Here is a 17,139-nt window from a genome sequence, read left to right as displayed (position 1 = left end):
TTTTATAGCAGCTTATAACTCAAAAGCTTTTGCATAAACCTCATAAAGCTTATCCATAGACTTATTGATTTTTCCCTTTGTATTGAAACCTTTGTATAGTAGCTTCTGTAAAGCTGAAGGGGGCATTTGTATATCTAATATCAGCTCAACAACACCATCAAATTTAGCTGGATGTGTAGAGTTTGCTACGATTATAAATTATATAATCTTTATTAGCATAAAAGTGACCTCTTTTGCCAAAAAAAGCCAGTCTCAGTATATGAACATACAATTTCATCATACTGGCGATCAACTTGCTTTATCTCTTCTATAATTTAGAAATCAGAGGCACAAACTGCTTTGACATTGTTAATAGATATAAAAGTCTTTCAAGATTACCAACATCTACAGCATTTGATAGTGTTTCAATACTTGCTTTAAGATTAAACTTACCAGTCTCTATATAGTCAACAACAGTATCATTAAGCATTTAAGCTCATTGATATTTTATCAATTGGAAAGCCCACATTTGCTTAGCCAAAAAAACAGCCTAATACCGCATATCCAATATCGCCAGAAGTTGCAATTAAAATATGTAAATAGCTTATTGCTATTTATAGAGCTTAAACAATTTGCTAAAAATCTGGCACCAAAATCTTTAAAAGACAAAGTTAGACCATGAAAAAGTTCTAAAACTGATGCGTTCTTATCTAAGCGTACTGACACACCAAAAGTAAAAGCATTATTACAAATCTTATCTAACTCTTCAACACTACATTCTCTTAAAATTTTCGATAACTAAATCTTTTAGACCTGACCTATATTTAGACCTATTTCTCTTGCTAAGATTACTGTCTTTCTAGCAACATCCATACCTAATAAATCTTGTCTTATAGATAGTTCTTATCTATAGCATCATAAGCTATCTTAACTGCATCAGAGAAAATCACACCATTACTTAACTATGTAAATAGCTTAATGTACCGGAGAAAATTCCTTTGATGATTTTAACATTATCATCACCACCTTGGACCATACTTCTTAATGTAATTATCAAATGAAAACCGGCACAAACATTTGTTTCATACAAGAAACTAGTACTATTTTGTTTTGCAACTTTTCTTAGCTCTTGATATAACTCATAACTACCAGAGTTTGCATATTTTGGTGTAACTACACGTATACCTTTTTGATGCGAGGACATAAATTCAACTAACTCTTCTAAATTAACTTGCTATGTATTCTCTTCAAGCAAATTATCTATATTTTCAAATAGTAACTTTCATAAGATATACGCATTTTCTTTGAATTAGTAGTAACGACTAATACATAGATTTATACCATATACCATCTTCTCTCATAAGTTTGCTTAAACTGCTTGATAAAAGCTTTACCTATATTAGTACCAATTACCTTAATTGCGATATCATCACTTACAGTATTTTATAGTGACAGCGCATTGCATGAACACCACGAGTCTCATCTTCTGGCTTTACTGCAAATGTCACACTTATCTCTGATGATCCTTGAGAGCTAGCATAAATACTCATATTAGCTAGCTTTAGCGAATTTACTAACTTTTGTTATTATACTTTAACAGTAAATTTTATCACTAATTAGATTATGATGGTTTTCATGCTTAAAGTTAGTTTTTTTTGGATGGCGCGGAAATATAGTTGGCTCAATTTTTATGTCTTGTATGATCGAGTCAAAATATTTAAATGATATTTCACCAACATTTTTTTCTACATCTCAAGTAGGACAACATCCTTCTGGATTGATGCAACAATATGGTACACGTTATAAAATGCCAATATTTATTGAGTAACCTAATAAAATGTATATACTTATGAATTGCCAAGGTAGTAAATACACCAAAAAGAAGTCCTCATAAACTAAGAGCTTATGGCTGGCAGGTTTTTTGTATAGATGCTGCATCTTTCACTACGCTTAGATCAAAGTAGTACTCTAGTTTCAGATCCTCTAAATCATAACCAAATAATCTATGCCATTGAAATGATAAAAAAGATTTTATAGGTAGTAAAACTGTACTGTTAGTTTAATATCACTAGCTATAGATGGGCTACTTAAAGAAGATCTTGTTGAATTGGTTTTCTAGTACTTATCAAACAATCTCAGTAGCCGGTTCTGCAGCGATACAAAATACCCACCAGCAAACAGATCTTTTGAGCAAGGCCAATGATGTAAATGAAGATATTCTAAAAAGACTCATTTAAAATCCCTCAACAAAAAAACTGTACAAACTTTAGCTTATAATATCCTGCCTCGGATGAATGTTGCTATTCCAAATGGATAGACAAAAGAAGAATTATTAAAGTAGCTACAGAACACAAAATCTTAGAACCTAAAAAAACTATTCCTGTTGAAGGCGTATATGTCAGAGTACCTAGCTTAAGATCACATTCTCAAGCTCGAATAGAAGCAAAAGATTTCTCAAGGTAATCAATATGGGTTAAAGTAATGATAATGATAAAGAAGATACCCTAAAATACCTGCGACAGTTGCTACGGGGAGCTCCCAAAACCGCTTAGACGAGTTTTGAATATTATTAAAGATAGAATTTCATTCCAAAATAGAATCCCATCTATTTTCTTTGCTTAACAAAAGCCACAACCTCTTCCATTTTAAAACTTCTAGCTCCCTTGACAGTTAGCTTAGTATTTTGTGATTTATATTCATCCAATACTTTAGTTAAATCATTATTAAGCTCATCTTTGGAATCATAGTACTTAGCATTTTGGTTTGGATATTCTGCTAAAACATAATCTATTAGATTTTTCTCGCCAAATAAAAATATCTTATCTAAATTTACCTTTTTAAGCCACTGTCCTATCTTTCTATGATAATTTTCAGCCTCGTCACCTAGTTCACGCATTGAACTAATAGCAATGATTTTCTTACCATCAAATTCTGCTAAATCTTCGATAGCAGCCTCAATAGCAGCAGCACTAGCATTATAAGTATCATCAACCAAAATTAGCTTATCTGTAAGATGCTCACTTGAGAATCTACCTTTATAGCTTTTGATATTTTGTGTATTTGTAAGAAATTCTTCTGGCTTAAGCCCTGCAGCAATTACACTAGATATAGCTAAGACACTATTAAACAAATTATGCTTGCCAATATTTGGTAGTTGATAATCATACTCTTTATCAAAGATTCTAATCTTAACAGCATAACTTTTTGATGTCACTTTATAATCTAATACTAAAATATCAGCTTTTGGATTAGTCATTGAGCAGGTAAGCTTTTTACACTCAAGTTGCTTAGCATAATTTATAATTCTTTCATCATCAAGATTTACGATACAGTAGCCATTTTTAGGTAATGCCTTTAGAAGCTCACCCTTCTCTATCATTACACCATCAAGAGATTTAAGGTTCTCAATATGACAAGCACCAATATTTGTAATCATTGCTATATTTGGCTGGATGATATCAGCAGCGGCTTTTATCTCACCAACAACATTTGTCCCAGCCTCAATAACTGTAAAATCAGCATTCTGTAAAGTTTCTAATACTGTCATTGGCACACCAAGGTAGTTATTTAGATTACCTCGAGTAAAATGGATTTTTTTCTCACCAAGTAGAGCTACAATCATTTCTTTAACAGATGTTTTACCACAACTACCTGTTATAGATATTATTGGCATAGTTAATGACTTACGATATTCTTTTGCTATTGCTCGTAAGCCTTTTATAGTGTTTTGACAAACTATTTGCGGAATATCTAAATCTTGCTTTTTTGAAACTAAAACTGCTTTGGCACCATTAGCAATAGCATTTGGAATAAACTCATGTCCATCACGATTAGCCACAATTGCAACAAATAGACCATCATGTCTTATTTCATTTGAATTGATAGCTACTGTTTGTATTGATACATCTTCACCAAAATATTCCAAATCTGCTTGGGTTGCTAATTGTTTTAGTGATTTAATCATTTATTTCTCCATAATACTTTAACATTCTCCTTCAACACTTGAACTGGAACTTATACTTAGTTACAATATCTCGCTCATCAAAATGCTCTTTAACACCATTTTTATCAAGGTAACACTCATGACCTTTGCCAGCTAAAAGAATAATATCACCTTGACTTGTATTCTCTATACTATACTTGATAGCCTTTTCACGAGAGGTAATAAAAATATGGTTTTCTGGATTATTAAAACCTTTCTTAATATCACTAAAAATATTTTCAATATTCTCAAAGCGATTATTATCTTCTGTAACTACTATTTTGTTAGCATATCTCTCAGCTATTTGAGCCATTTTAGGCCTTTTGGTTACATCTCTATCACCACCACAGCCAAATATACACCACAAATTAGATTTTGAATATTGTTTTAAAGTCTGTAATACTTTTTCTAAAGCACCAGGAGTATGTGCATAATCGATTATAACCTTAGTACTATTATCTAACTCAATAACTTCTATACGACCTTTTACTGGCTTAATGCTAGCAATACTTGCTAAAAGTTGTTCTCTAGCAATATAACTATACAATGCACCTAGGCTTAAACCTAAATTCATTAGATTAAACTCACCAACCAAAGATGTTTGATAAGTACCTATATGCTTTTGAGAAATATACAAATCAAAGCTTATTTGCATATTATGTATATTTTTTACACTTATATAGACATCAGCATTTTTTGATTTTAAGCTAACAGTTATAACATCGCAATAACAAATTTCACAAAACTTTTGACCATACTCATCATCTATATTTATTACAGCTTTTTTTAGACTTTTAAACTTAAATAACTTAGCTTTAGCCTCAAAATAATTATCCATTGTTTTATGATAATCAAGATGATCATGACTAAGATTACTAAATACTGCAATATCAAAATCTAAACCAGCAACACGCTTTTGATCTAATGAATGTGAAGAAACTTCCATTACTAAGTTTCTCAATTCACCTTCATGGTCACTGAGATTGCTGAAGTATGAAGGGGTGGATTGTGAAGCAAGACATGGTATTACTTTATCAGATGAGTTAAATCTAAATATAACCTCATATAATGATAAAACATCTAGCGTTGTATGAGTGCTTTCTTTCAAAACAGGATATATACCATTGCCATTTGTACCTAAAAGTAATGTTTTTTGCGAACTTAAATCTAAAAACTGTGCAATATAATTAGAAATAGAAGTCTTACCATTTGTGCCTGTTATTCCTATTATATTCTGTGGTTTCCTATAATCATAAAACCATTTTGCTAATTCACTGAGCCTATCCTTTAGATTATCTACAAAAAAAATATTTTCTCCATTAGCTAGCTTAGGATTATCAGATAAAACAAGTCTTACGCCTTTAGCCAAAACATTAGCAATATATTTATTACCGTCAGTAATTTGACCTTTTAGCGCTATAAATACTGATTTATCATCACATTTACGACTATCTAAATAGAGTGATTGAATTAGAATATTTTTATCATCTAAAGCCTTAATTCCCAGGAATTCTAATATTTGATTTTGATTTTTCATTTTTTTCACTGCAACCAAAGTACTTTGTGTAAGCTATTGTTAAAGTCATAGTATCAATCTCTACAACTGTTCGAGCTTGCGGCTTGCAATAAAGCGTGAACATATGCTAGGCAGTTTTTCATAATTTTTTCTACTATTGCAAAATAAGTATACGCTAAAACTTACATAGTAAGTTACAAAATCTTGAAAATTATTTTTTAAAAGCAGGGAAACCTAGTTTTTCTCTAGCACTGTAGTATTCTTTAGCAACTTCTAGAGATAACTTCCTAACTCTTAGAATATAGCCTTGTCTTTCTGTAACAGATATTGCATGGCGAGCATCTAATAAGTTAAATGTATGTGATGCTTTTAACACAAACTCATAAGCAGGTATAGGCAGATTTTTCTCAACTAATCGATAACCTTCTTTCTCTAATAAATCAAATTGCTTAAATAGCTCATCAACATTTGCCTCTTCAAAGTTATAAGTTGACATCTCAACTTCATTTTGCAAAAACACATCTCGATAATACAGAGGACCATTCTGCGTATTTGCCCATAAGATATCATACATACTATCAACACTTTGGATATACATTGCTAGTCGCTCAAGACCGTAAGTAATTTCACCCATCACCGGCTTACATTCAAGACCGCCAACTTGCTGGAAATATGTAAACTGTGTAATCTCCATACCATTTGACCATACCTCCCAACCAAGACCCCAAGCACCTAATGTTGGTGATTCCCAGTTATCTTCCACGAAACGAATATCGTTCTCTAATGGATCGATACCAAGCTCTCTAAGCGAACCAAGGTATAACTCTTGAATATCATCTGGTGATGGTTTCATCACAACTTGATATTGGTAGTAGTGTTGCGTACGATTTGGATTCTCACCATAGCGACCATCTGCAGGTCTTCTTGATGGCTGTACATACGCAGCTGTCCAAGGCTCTGGACCTATTGCTCTTAGCGTAGTTGCCGGATGAAATGTTCCAGCACCCACTTCCATATCTAATGGTTGAATAATTGCACAACCTTTTGACGCCCAATAATGATGTAACTTTAAAATAATTTCTTGAAATGTAAGCATACTAATTAAAATCTTCACATAATTATAATTTTGTAAAAGATTTTATCACATTTAGCTATCAATAAGTATCTTATAAAAGTATCAAAATATTAGCAGCGCTTAGAATTAGCTAACTGCTGTGATAACCAGGCTGCTTTAATTGTTAGTGATGAAAAATCAACCAATTTCCATTGCCAATTAGGCGAACCAACTGTACCAGGAGTATTTAGTCTAGCCTCACTACCTAACTCTAAAATATCTTGTAGCGGCAAGATTACATACTCAGCTGTACAGCTAAGTAAATATTTAACTATTTTCCTAAAAATATTGTTATTATTTGCCTTAAAATTTCTCTTTAGTAGTTTTCTTTGATATCTATTTAGCTCATCGAAATACCAACCTTTTAAGGTGTTATTATCATGAGTACCTGAGTAAGCAATAATATTATTACCATCAATAAATCTAGCTGTTTTAAGATCAAAATGAAATGCGAAGACTTTCATGCCCTTTAGATTATAGTGATCACGCAATTCAAATACTTCTTGACGCAAATCTCCCAAATCTTCAGCAATAATATTAGCATTAGGAATACGCTTATATACTGTATCAAAAAAATCATATCCAGGCGCTTCAACCCACTTGCCAGTCACCGCAGTTTTGGCGCTTGCAGGAATCTGCCAATATGTATCAAATGCTCTAAAATGATCAATTCTAATAATATCAAATAGTTTAAAGTTACCTTCTAAACGTTCAATCCAAAAGTCAAAATTTGTTTCCTGTAACCTATCCCAATTATATAAAGGATTTCCCCATAATTGACCAGTTTCTGAGAAAAAATCAGGAGGAACACCAGCCACAAAAGTTGGATTTTGATTTTCATCTAATAAAAACATTTCCTGATGTTCCCATACATCAGCAGAGTCAAAACCTAGATAGATAGGTAAGTCACCCATAATTTCAATATTATTTTTATTAGCATAATCTTTTAGCTCAAACCACTGCTTATAGAAGATAAATTGTAAAAATATTTGGTAATCTATTTCTTCTTGAAACTGCTCAAATCCTATAGTCCTTTCTTTAATCCAACTTTTATAATCTTGAGGCCAAAAATTCCAAGCTTGGTTATCATTAGCCTTTCTAAAAGCTTTAAAGATAGCATAATTCTTAACCCAGTCATTTTCAGTTATAAACTTTTGATATGCTGATTTAAGCTCTGAGTTTTGTGATTTATTAAAATTTCCAAAAGCTTTTTTTAGATACTGGTTTTTGTGAACTCTGACAGCATCATACTCGATAATACCTGCATCTACATTAAAATGATTAAGATCTTTACTATCCAATAAGCTAATCTCTACTAGCTTATCAACAGCAATATATATTTCATCACCTGCAAAAGAAGAACTAGACTGATATGGCGAATTACCAAAACCTAATGGGGTAAGTGGTAATACTTGCCAAATCTTAGTACCTATTTGTTTGATAATATCAACAAACTCATAAGCACTCTCACCTAAGTCGCCTATACCAAACTGACTAGGTAAACTTGCAATAGCTAACAATAATCCAGCTTTTTTCATAGATTTTCTCTTATTTGAATTCAAGTAACCTTAGATTTTCCAGATATACTTATTATACTGTCCAATAGTTCTATCAGAGCTAAAGAAGCCTGACTTAGCAGTATTTACTAAACTCATTCTTAACCAATCTTCGCGATTTTCATAATCTCTAAGCATTTTGTCTTTGATCTTAATATAATCAATCAAGTCAATTAAAGTCATAAACCAATCTTTATTTATAAGCTCGTTAAATAGTCTGGTTAATTTATCTTTATCACCAATAGTCAACATTGTTGGTGAAGTTATAAAATCTACAGCATTTTTAATAACTGGATTATTATAATACTCAATAGCTTTATAACCACTAGTTTTATATAAATCAATAATAGTGTTACTATCTTTACCAAAAGTATAAATATTTGTACTTCCTACTAAATCAGCAATCTCAACATTAGCACCATCCATAGTACCAAGTGTAATAGCACCATTTAGCATAAATTTCATATTACCAGTACCACTAGCCTCTTTTGATGCTAATGAGATTTGCTCAGATATATCAGCTGCAGGAATTAATTTTTCAGCAATACTAACATTATAATTTTCTACAAATAAAACTCGTATATAATGATCAGCATCGTTATTTATAAGCTCTTGTAAACATAAAATAAGATGAATAACATCTTTTGCTATTATATACGCAGGCGCTGCTTTTCCACCAAAGATAAAATTGATTGGTCGCTTAGGTTTTGGATATAGTCCTGACTTAATCTCAAGGTATTTATGAATGATATACAAAGCATTCATTTGTTGGCGTTTATATTCATGAATACGCTTTATTTGCACATCAAATATACCATTTTCTAAAAGGTCAACCCCAGAATAATAGCTAGCAAACTCAATAAACTGCGCTTTTTTAGTTTTCTTAATTTCATCAAGTTTAGCTAAGACATTTTTATCATTATGATATGCTAATAGTTTCTCAAGTTGTTTAGAATCTTGTACAAAGCTATCACCAATCAAGCTTTTTAAATAAGCAGTTAACTCTGGGTTAGCTTGTAATAACCAGCGTCTGAAAGTAATACCATTAGTTTTGTTATTAAACTTATTTGGATATATCTCATTAAAATGTTTTAACTCAGCTTTTTTAAGAATATCTGTATGCAATGCTGCAACGCCATTAACACTAAAGCTATAATGAATACAAATATGCGCCATATGCACATAGTCATTAGCATCTATGATAGCTAACTCTGGCTGTTTATATTGTTGTTTTACTTTTTTGTCTAAATACTTAATGATATCTATAATTTCTTTAGATAAAACTTTCTCTAAATATCTCAAAGGCCACTTCTCTAAAGCCTCTGCTAAAATTGTATGATTAGTATAAGCTGCTGTTTTACTTACAAGATCTATAGCTTTGTCGATATCGATACCACTAGCCACTAATTTACGAATTAGCTCAGGAATAACTAAAGTAGGATGCGTATCATTAATCTGAACAACTGCATGCTCTGGTAAGTTTGCTAATGAATAGCTTTTGTTAGTTATATCAGATAAAATCAAACTCACCGCATTACTAACCATAAAATACTGCTGAAAAATCCTTAAAAGATGACCAGCCTCATCACTATCATCTGGATATAAGAACAATGTTAAGTTTTTCTCAATAGCTGTTTTATCAAAAGTAATATTATCTTCAATGATACTTGTATCAACACTAGTAATATCAAATAAACATAGCTTATTGACAAAATTATTTTGATAGCCAACAACATCAATCTCATATAACTGTGATTCAACACTAAAGTCATTAAAATCAACTTTATATCTAGTGTCTTTTTTATTTAACCAGCCTAATTTCTCAATCCATGGATTTGGTTTTTCATTTTGATAATGGTTTTTAAACTTTTGTTTAAACAAACCATAATTATAATTCAAGCTAATACCTGTACCAGGAATACCTAGTGATGCTATAGAATCTAAGAAACATGCGGCTAATCTACCTAGACCACCATTACCAAGTGATGGCTCTGGCTCAAACTTCTCAATCTGTACAATATCTCTGCCACTTTCTTTTAGTATTTGGCAGACCTCATTATACACGCCTAGATTTATCAGATTGCTAATTAGCATTTTACCTATTAGGAATTCACTAGAAATATAATAAATTTTCTTTTTATAGTCTTGCTCTGGAAGTTTTACAATCTGATCTTTAGCATAAATTAGTAATGCATAATACAAATCTTGATCATTTGCTGCACTTACATCACAATTTAATATTTTTTCAAGATATAATTTAATTTGATTTATTTCATTCATTATACAAAACCTTTAATAAGAAATTGATTTGAGTTTAAAATATTGATTTCAATAAAGAATATAATGTCATTAAAATATTTTCTATACAATGATATAACAATATTATTTAACTATTTTTTCGGACTAAATTTTTATATATTTGATATATTTTTTCAGCTGATGAGTCCCAAGTTACTTTCTGTTGCAGAGCTGTTTTTCTAACTTTCTTCCAATCTGTCTTACGATTATATAAAGCAAATGCCCTACGAATTGCTAATAACAAACTCTCAACACTAAATTCATCAAAGACAAATCCAGTAGCAGTACCTTCAGCTAAATTCTCCAAAGAAGAATCTGTAACAGTATCAACTAATCCACCAACTTTATGGACTAATGGTAAAGTACCATAAGTTAAACCATATAATTGTGTTAAACCACATGGTTCAAAGCGTGATGGTACCAGTATCACATCTGAACCAGCAACTATACGATGAGCTTGCTCTTCATCATAACCTATCTGTACAGCAATTGACTTAGGGTGTTTTTTAGCAGCAGCTACAAAAATATCCTCAATATATTTATCACCACTACCTAGCAATACTACCTGTCCGCCTCTATTTATTATCTCTGCTAAAGCTTCAATTAACAGATTTAAGCCTTTCTGCTCAGTTAGACGAGTTACTATACCAAACAAAAGAGCATCTTCTTTTTTTGCTAGACCTGTCATTTCTTGCAGAGCTGTTTTACACTTTGCTTTACCTGCAGCCACTGTAGTAATCGAGTAATTAGCAACAATCAAAGAATCTTTTTTAGGATTCCATATTTGTGGATCTACCCCATTTAAAATGCCATATAAGTCATTGTGACGATCTGCCAGCAAACCCTCAAGACCACATCCATGTTGATAAGTCTGTATTTCCTTAGCATATGTTGGACTAACTGTAGTAATCTTATCAGCAAAGTATAATCCTGCCTTCATAAAAGATACTTGACCATAAAACTCTAAACCATTTATGCTTAAGAAATGATCTGGCAAATCTAGCTCTGAGAAAACACTTAGTGGAAAAAGTCCTTGATACGCGAGATTATGTATTGTAAAGACAGTCTTGACAGTTTTAATCCCCGTAGCAATTTCACTTGCCTTTATGTATGCAGGTACTAGCCCAGCGTGCCAGTCATGACTATGCACTATATTTGGTCTCCAATGAGAATCTAACCCCTCAGAAAGTCTTACTGCAATCCAAGCTAACGAAGCAAACCTTAAGTAGTTATCTGAATAAGCTTGATTTTTATTATCTGCATAAGGATTACCAGGGCGATTATATAGACTAGGAGCATCAATTACATATATATTAAGCTTTGAGTCAGGAATCCTAGCTAAAAAAACTGCTATTTCATCACTACCAAATCGTCCTGGAAGCTCAAGCAAAAGCTCTTTATTCTCAACAGCATTAATAAATTCTGGAAACCCAGGAACTAAAACTCTACTATCAACACCAAACTTAGATAATGCTGGAGGTAAAGCTGCTGTGACATCTGCTAATCCGCCTGTTTTTAGTAGTGGATATAGTTCACTACATACATGTAAAACTCGCATAGTCTCTTATTACCCTAATTTATTTTTTTAAATTATCAATCATTTGTTTAGTAACTAATACCACCCCTTTGTCAGTTCTAAAGAAATTTTTAGCATCCTCTTTAGGATTCTCACCGATAATCATACCATCAGGAATACCACAACCCCTATCTACTATGACTTTTTTCAAGCAACAATTCTCACCAACAACAACATCAGGCATAATCACACACTGATCTATAACACAGTTAGACGAGATTCTAACGTTTGAAAACATAAGCGATTTTGATATCTCTGAACCTAAAACAATACAGCCACTAGCAGCTAAAGTATTGGTAATAACACCATGCTTACCTTTTCTATCGGGAACAAATTTAGCTGGTGGTAGCTGTTCTTGTGCTGTCCAAACTGGCCAATCTTTATCATAGATACTTAGCTCAGGCATATTTGTTGCCAAATCAAGGTTAGCTTCCCAGAAAGCATCAATAGTACCAACATCTCTCCAGTATGGCTCAACACCGTCACCTCTTGGCACACAAGACATACTAAATGGATGAGCCAAAGCTTGGTTCTCCTTAACTATCCTTGGGATTATATCTTTACCAAAATCATGACTTGATGCCTTATTAGCAATATTTTCCTCAAGCAAGCTATATAAGTAGTCTGAGTTAAATATATAGATACCCATACTTGCTAGACATCTGTTAGGGTCTCCTGGCATAGTAGGCGCATCTTTTTTTGGTTTTTCTATAAAACCAGTTATTCTACGCTCTTTATCAACACCTATTATACCAAATGCAAAAGCTTCTTCTTTATTAATTTCAACACATCCTACAGTACACTTATAACCACTTTTAACATGATCTCTAAGCATAACTGAATAATCCATCTTGTATATATGATCACCAGCAAGAATTATCACATACTCAGGACCATATGAGCGTAAAATATCGATATTCTGGTAAACAGCATCCGCTGTACCTCTATACCAATGCTCTTCATCAACCCTTTGCTGTGCTGGTAAAAGATCTATAAATTCATTTAGATCGCCAAGTAAAGAGCCCCAGCCACGCTGTAAATGGCGTAATAGTGAATGTGATTTATACTGAGTTACTACCCCTATCCTACGAATACCAGAATTCAAACAGTTAGATAAAACAAAATCAATAATCCTGAATTTACCTCCGAAGTATACTGCTGGTTTTGCTCTAGTATCAGTTAAGTTGTACAAACGCGATCCACGCCCCCCAGCTAAAACCAATGCCATAGTTTTTTTGTACAACTGTGGTGATGAATTATGATTATCCATATCATAAAGCTCCTTTGTGTTAAAAAAATTTTTAGTTAAGTAACTATAGTCGGTTCTTTCATACCTGTTAGAGACTTAATCTTGGTTAGCTGTTCAGTAATATCAATTAAATCTGCTAAAGCTTTCTGTGTTGGTACAGTAAATTTACTACTATCTGCTTGATACTTTTCTAGATAAACGCGTAAAGTAGCACCTTGAGTCCCTGTACCAGATAACCTAAATACAATACGCGAGCCATTGGCAAAAATAATTCTTATTCCCTGATGATTTGATACTGAGCCATCTATAGGATCGGTATAGCTAAAATCATCAGCAATTTCTATAGACTCACCATTAAACTGATTCGCTACTAAATTTGGTAAGTTTTGTCTTAATGAAACCATGATCTTATTAGCAATTTCACTATCTATAGATTCATAGTCATGTCTTGAATAAAAATTACGTCCAAACTTTTGCCAATGTTCAACTACAAGCTGGTCAATACTTTTGTTAGTTGCAGCAGCTAAGTTTAACCAGAAAAGTACTGCCCAAACGCCATCTTTCTCACGAACATGATCAGAACCTGTGCCATAACTTTCCTCTCCACATAAAGTGATTTTTTCGGCATCAAGTAAATTACCAAAGAACTTCCAGCCAGTAGGAGTTTCGTAACAAGGTATTTGTAATGATTGTGCCACTCTATCAACAGCTGTTGAGGTTGGCATCGACCTAGCTACACCTTTGATACCATCACTATAGGCTGGAATAAGATGCGCATTTGCTGCCATAATGGCAAGACTATCTGATGGCGATACATCAATTTCTTTACCAACAATCATATTCCTATCAGCATCACCATCAGACGCTGCGCCAAAATCAAATTCTCCACTACGCATACGTTTGACTAAATCAGCAGCATTTACTGGATTAGGATCAGGATGATGTCCACCGAAATCCTCTAAAGGCTCCGCATTTACCACTGTCCCAGTAGGAGCATTTAAAAGATTCTCAAAAATATATTTTGAATAAGGGCCTGATACAGCGTTCATAGCATCAAAGCGTACTTTAAATCCTTGTGCAAATAATTCACGAATTTTATCAAAATCAAAAATCTGTTGCATCAATTCAGCATAATCACTTATTGAATCAATAACTTCAACCGTTGCATCCTCTATCTTATAAGTACCTATCTTAGTCAAATCAAAACAATCATATTTAGCATCACTAATCAAATACTCAGTAATTTTTTGTGTCTCTTGATAGATTTTTTCTGTAATCTTTTCTGGTGCTGGACCACCATTTGCAACATTATACTTGATACCAAAGTCACCATCATAGCCACCTGGATTATGGCTTGCAGATAATATAATACCACCAACAGCATTGTACTTTCTAAGTATACAACTAGCAGCTGGAGTAGATAATATCCCATTTTGACCAACTATTATTTTAGCAAAACCATTTGCAGCTGCTATTCTAACAATAGTTTGTATTGCAATATCATTGTAATAGCGACCATCACCACCGACTACTAGAGTTTTACCTGTGGTATCAGTCAGTGAATTAAATATTGATTGAACAAAATTCTCAAGATATGCTGGCTGTTGAAAAGCTATAACTTTATTTCGTAGTCCAGATGTACCTGGTTTTTGATTAGCAAAAGGTTTGGTTGATATAGTTTGAATCGCCATTTTTTACCCTAGTATTTATCGGTTAAATATACACCTAAATAGTGAGCTCTAGTCAATGTTAGGTAGCATTATTAATTAAAAACATATATCACTCATCTTATCACTATCTCCTTGAATTTATAATAACCAATAATTGTATTATTTGTAAAATTATTTTTATAGTTTACTAAGCTAACATAAACTATTAAGATTGTAATTAATAAAGTATTTAAAAGAACTTTATATAGTCTAAAAATTTTAGGAGCTTTTATGAAAAATGAAAATTCAAAACAAAGCCATAATGTTGCTATAGGCGATCAAGATAAGTATTACTTCCACGAAGGCAAACATATATATGCTTATAATTTTATGGGAGCTCATAAAACTCATGAAAATGGTGTTGATGGTATAAGATTTACCACCTGGGCTCCTAATGCTAAAAGTATCTGTGTTATTGGTGATTTCAGTAACTGGGAAATTCAAGGTAGCAACTACATGAGTGGTATTAGTGAAGTAGGATTGTGGAGTGTTTTTATCGCAAATGCAAAAAATGGTGATAAATATAAGTTTGTAGTAACTAACAAAGATACTAATTATTATGTCTATAAAAGTGATCCTTATGCTTTTTTCTCTGAATTAAGACCAAATACAGCTTCTATAATCACTACAGAAACAGAATATAATTGGAGTGATGACAAATGGCTAGAAAAACGTTCTAAAACTTACTACTATGATAATCCTATGAATGTTTACGAGCTACATTTAGCTTCATGGAAAACTAAAGATGGTAAATTCATGACATACGATGATCTAAGTGAAACTCTACCTCAATACATCAAAGACATGGGCTATACTCATGTTGAATTTATGCCGTTACACGAACACCCATTAGATGCTTCATGGGGCTATCAGCCAACTGGATTTTATTCTGTGAATAGTCGTCATGGCGATATAATTGGCTTAAAACGTCTAATAGATAAGCTACACAATGATGACATAGGCGTAATTTTAGATTGGGTACCAGGACATTTCTGTAAAGATCAACATGGATTAATATACTTCGATGGTAGTCCGTGCTATGAATATCAAGAGCCAACAAAAGCAATTAACAAAGGTTGGGAAACGCATAATTTCGACTTAGGCAAAAATGAAGTAAAATGCTTTTTGATTTCAAATGCGATGTACTGGATTAATGAGTTTCATATAGACGGATTGCGTGTTGATTCAGTGTCAAATATTCTTTATCTTAATTATGATAGAGAAGATGGTCAGTGGATACCTAATATTTATGGTGGTCATGAAAATCTTGAAGGTATAGTTTTCCTTAAGGAGCTAAATAGTGTTCTAAAATACACCTGTAAAGGTGTTATTACCATTGCTGAAGAATCTTCATCTTGGCCAGATATCACAACTCCTGCTGAGCAGGGTGGTTTAGGATTTAACTTTAAATGGAATATGGGTTGGATGAATGATACGTTAAGATATATTTCGCTAGATCCTGTTTATCGCAAGCATCATCATAACTTGATAACTTTTTCTATGGTATATCATTATTCAGAAAAGTTTATTCTCTCGATCTCGCATGATGAGGTAGTTCATGGCAAGAAATCTTTGATCAATAAAATGTGGGGAGATTTGTGGAATAAATATGCTGGACTACGCTTATATATGTCATACATGATTGGACATCCAGGTAAAAAGCTTATCTTCATGGGTAGTGAGTTTGGTCAATTTATTGAATGGCGTGAATATGAGCAACTTCAATGGCAGGTAATCAATGAATACGATACTCACAAACAAACTCTTCACTTTTTCAAAAAGTTAAATGACTTTTATTGTAGTGAAGCTGCACTATGGCAGTGTGACTATGAATATCATGGTTTCAGATGGATAGATGCCAATAATTCTCAGCAAAGTATTCTATCTTTTATCAGAAGTAATAAAGATGATAAACAAAAACTGATTTTTATTTGTAATTTTACTCCTGTGACATATTATGACTATCATTTAGGAGTTCCAGATGCGGGGTTATACAAAGAGGTATTCAACTCTGATAGTCTTGAATTCGGTGGCTCAGGGCAAGTTATGGCTGCAGATATTTTCACCGAACCACAATCATTACATGGTTTTGAGCAGAGAGTGACAATCAAAATTCCACCTATGGCAACACTCGTAATCAAACTTATCAAATAACTATTT

The 17,139-nt window shown here is 32.7% G+C and carries 9 protein-coding genes and 3 pseudogenes; 2 read left to right on the top strand and 10 right to left on the bottom strand.

Annotation, left to right across the window (positions count from 1 at the left end; all coding sequences use genetic code 11):
• Nucleotides 1-12: 12 nt before the first annotated feature.
• Together FSC845_RS10065 and FSC845_RS09690 are read right to left on the bottom strand one after the other, a co-directional pair.
• Nucleotides 13-741 (bottom strand): annotated as a pseudogene (locus tag FSC845_RS10065) (threonine synthase); the annotation flags it as partial.
• Nucleotides 742-1,559 (bottom strand): annotated as a pseudogene (locus tag FSC845_RS09690) (bifunctional aspartate kinase/homoserine dehydrogenase I); the annotation flags it as partial.
• Nucleotides 1,560-1,669: 110 nt separating this feature from the next.
• Here FSC845_RS09690 and FSC845_RS09685 point away from each other — a divergent pair.
• A pseudogene (locus FSC845_RS09685) lies at nucleotides 1,670-2,601 on the top strand (aspartate-semialdehyde dehydrogenase).
• Here FSC845_RS09685 and FSC845_RS04395 read toward each other — a convergent pair.
• The 8 genes from FSC845_RS04395 to FSC845_RS04360 all read right to left on the bottom strand — a co-directional run bounded on the left by FSC845_RS04395 (nucleotide 2,585) and on the right by FSC845_RS04360 (nucleotide 14,961).
• On the bottom strand, nucleotides 2,585-3,943 hold the full coding sequence (locus tag FSC845_RS04395) for a UDP-N-acetylmuramoyl-tripeptide--D-alanyl-D-alanine ligase (protein ID WP_064460885.1): 1,359 nt from the start codon (nucleotides 3,941-3,943) through the stop codon (nucleotides 2,585-2,587). The pseudogene FSC845_RS09685 and the gene FSC845_RS04395 overlap by 17 nt on opposite strands.
• 31 nt (nucleotides 3,944-3,974) lie before the next feature.
• Nucleotides 3,975-5,498: a Mur ligase family protein gene (locus FSC845_RS04390; protein WP_064460884.1), complete on the bottom strand. Its 1,524-nt coding sequence runs from the start codon at nucleotides 5,496-5,498 to the stop codon at nucleotides 3,975-3,977.
• Between the two features lie 190 nt (nucleotides 5,499-5,688).
• Nucleotides 5,689-6,573: a glycine--tRNA ligase subunit alpha gene (glyQ, locus tag FSC845_RS04385; protein WP_064461730.1), complete on the bottom strand. Its 885-nt coding sequence runs from the start codon at nucleotides 6,571-6,573 to the stop codon at nucleotides 5,689-5,691.
• An 89-nt stretch (nucleotides 6,574-6,662) separates the two neighbouring features.
• Entirely contained in the window at nucleotides 6,663-8,129 is a 1,467-nt protein-coding gene (gene malQ / locus FSC845_RS04380) for a 4-alpha-glucanotransferase (protein WP_064460883.1), read from the bottom strand.
• A gap of 30 nt (nucleotides 8,130-8,159) precedes the next feature.
• Nucleotides 8,160-10,427 carry a glycogen/starch/alpha-glucan family phosphorylase gene (gene glgP, locus FSC845_RS04375; protein ID WP_064460882.1) on the bottom strand — a complete coding sequence of 756 codons (2,268 nt, stop codon included), beginning with the start codon at nucleotides 10,425-10,427 and terminating at the stop codon, nucleotides 8,160-8,162.
• 106 nt (nucleotides 10,428-10,533) lie between these two features.
• Nucleotides 10,534-12,003 carry a glycogen synthase GlgA gene (glgA, locus tag FSC845_RS04370; RefSeq protein ID WP_064460881.1) on the bottom strand — a complete coding sequence of 490 codons (1,470 nt, stop codon included), beginning with the start codon at nucleotides 12,001-12,003 and terminating at the stop codon, nucleotides 10,534-10,536.
• A gap of 19 nt (nucleotides 12,004-12,022) precedes the next feature.
• Nucleotides 12,023-13,291 carry a glucose-1-phosphate adenylyltransferase gene (glgC, locus tag FSC845_RS04365; protein ID WP_064460880.1) on the bottom strand — a complete coding sequence of 423 codons (1,269 nt, stop codon included), beginning with the start codon at nucleotides 13,289-13,291 and terminating at the stop codon, nucleotides 12,023-12,025.
• 35 nt (nucleotides 13,292-13,326) lie between these two features.
• Nucleotides 13,327-14,961 (bottom strand): alpha-D-glucose phosphate-specific phosphoglucomutase, encoded by a 1,635-nt coding sequence (locus tag FSC845_RS04360; RefSeq protein WP_064460879.1) that lies wholly within the window; start codon nucleotides 14,959-14,961, stop codon nucleotides 13,327-13,329.
• A 249-nt stretch (nucleotides 14,962-15,210) separates the two neighbouring features.
• Here FSC845_RS04360 and glgB point away from each other — a divergent pair, with 249 nt between their 5' ends.
• A complete protein-coding gene (gene glgB, locus FSC845_RS04355) occupies nucleotides 15,211-17,133 on the top strand; it encodes a 1,4-alpha-glucan branching protein GlgB (protein WP_064460878.1) in 1,923 nt (640 codons plus the stop codon).
• Nucleotides 17,134-17,139 lie beyond the last annotated feature (6 nt).

This window comes from Francisella persica ATCC VR-331, from assembly GCF_001653955.1.
In the GTDB taxonomy this organism is placed as follows: domain Bacteria; phylum Pseudomonadota; class Gammaproteobacteria; order Francisellales; family Francisellaceae; genus Francisella; species Francisella persica.
This window is presented reverse-complemented; position numbering and strand designations above follow the sequence as displayed.

Coding starts and splice junctions, on each gene's coding strand:
- glgC (WP_064460880.1), bottom strand. CDS start 13,291: ATGGATAATCATAATTCATCACCACAGTTGTACAAAAAAACTATGGCA.
- FSC845_RS04395 (WP_064460885.1), bottom strand. CDS start 3,943: ATGATTAAATCACTAAAACAATTAGCAACCCAAGCAGATTTGGAATAT.
- malQ (WP_064460883.1), bottom strand. CDS start 8,129: ATGAAAAAAGCTGGATTATTGTTAGCTATTGCAAGTTTACCTAGTCAG.
- FSC845_RS04360 (WP_064460879.1), bottom strand. CDS start 14,961: ATGGCGATTCAAACTATATCAACCAAACCTTTTGCTAATCAAAAACCA.
- glgA (WP_064460881.1), bottom strand. CDS start 12,003: ATGCGAGTTTTACATGTATGTAGTGAACTATATCCACTACTAAAAACA.
- glgB (WP_064460878.1), top strand. CDS start 15,211: ATGAAAAATGAAAATTCAAAACAAAGCCATAATGTTGCTATAGGCGAT.
- glyQ (WP_064461730.1), bottom strand. CDS start 6,573: ATGCTTACATTTCAAGAAATTATTTTAAAGTTACATCATTATTGGGCG.
- FSC845_RS04390 (WP_064460884.1), bottom strand. CDS start 5,498: ATGAAAAATCAAAATCAAATATTAGAATTCCTGGGAATTAAGGCTTTA.
- glgP (WP_064460882.1), bottom strand. CDS start 10,427: ATGAATGAAATAAATCAAATTAAATTATATCTTGAAAAAATATTAAAT.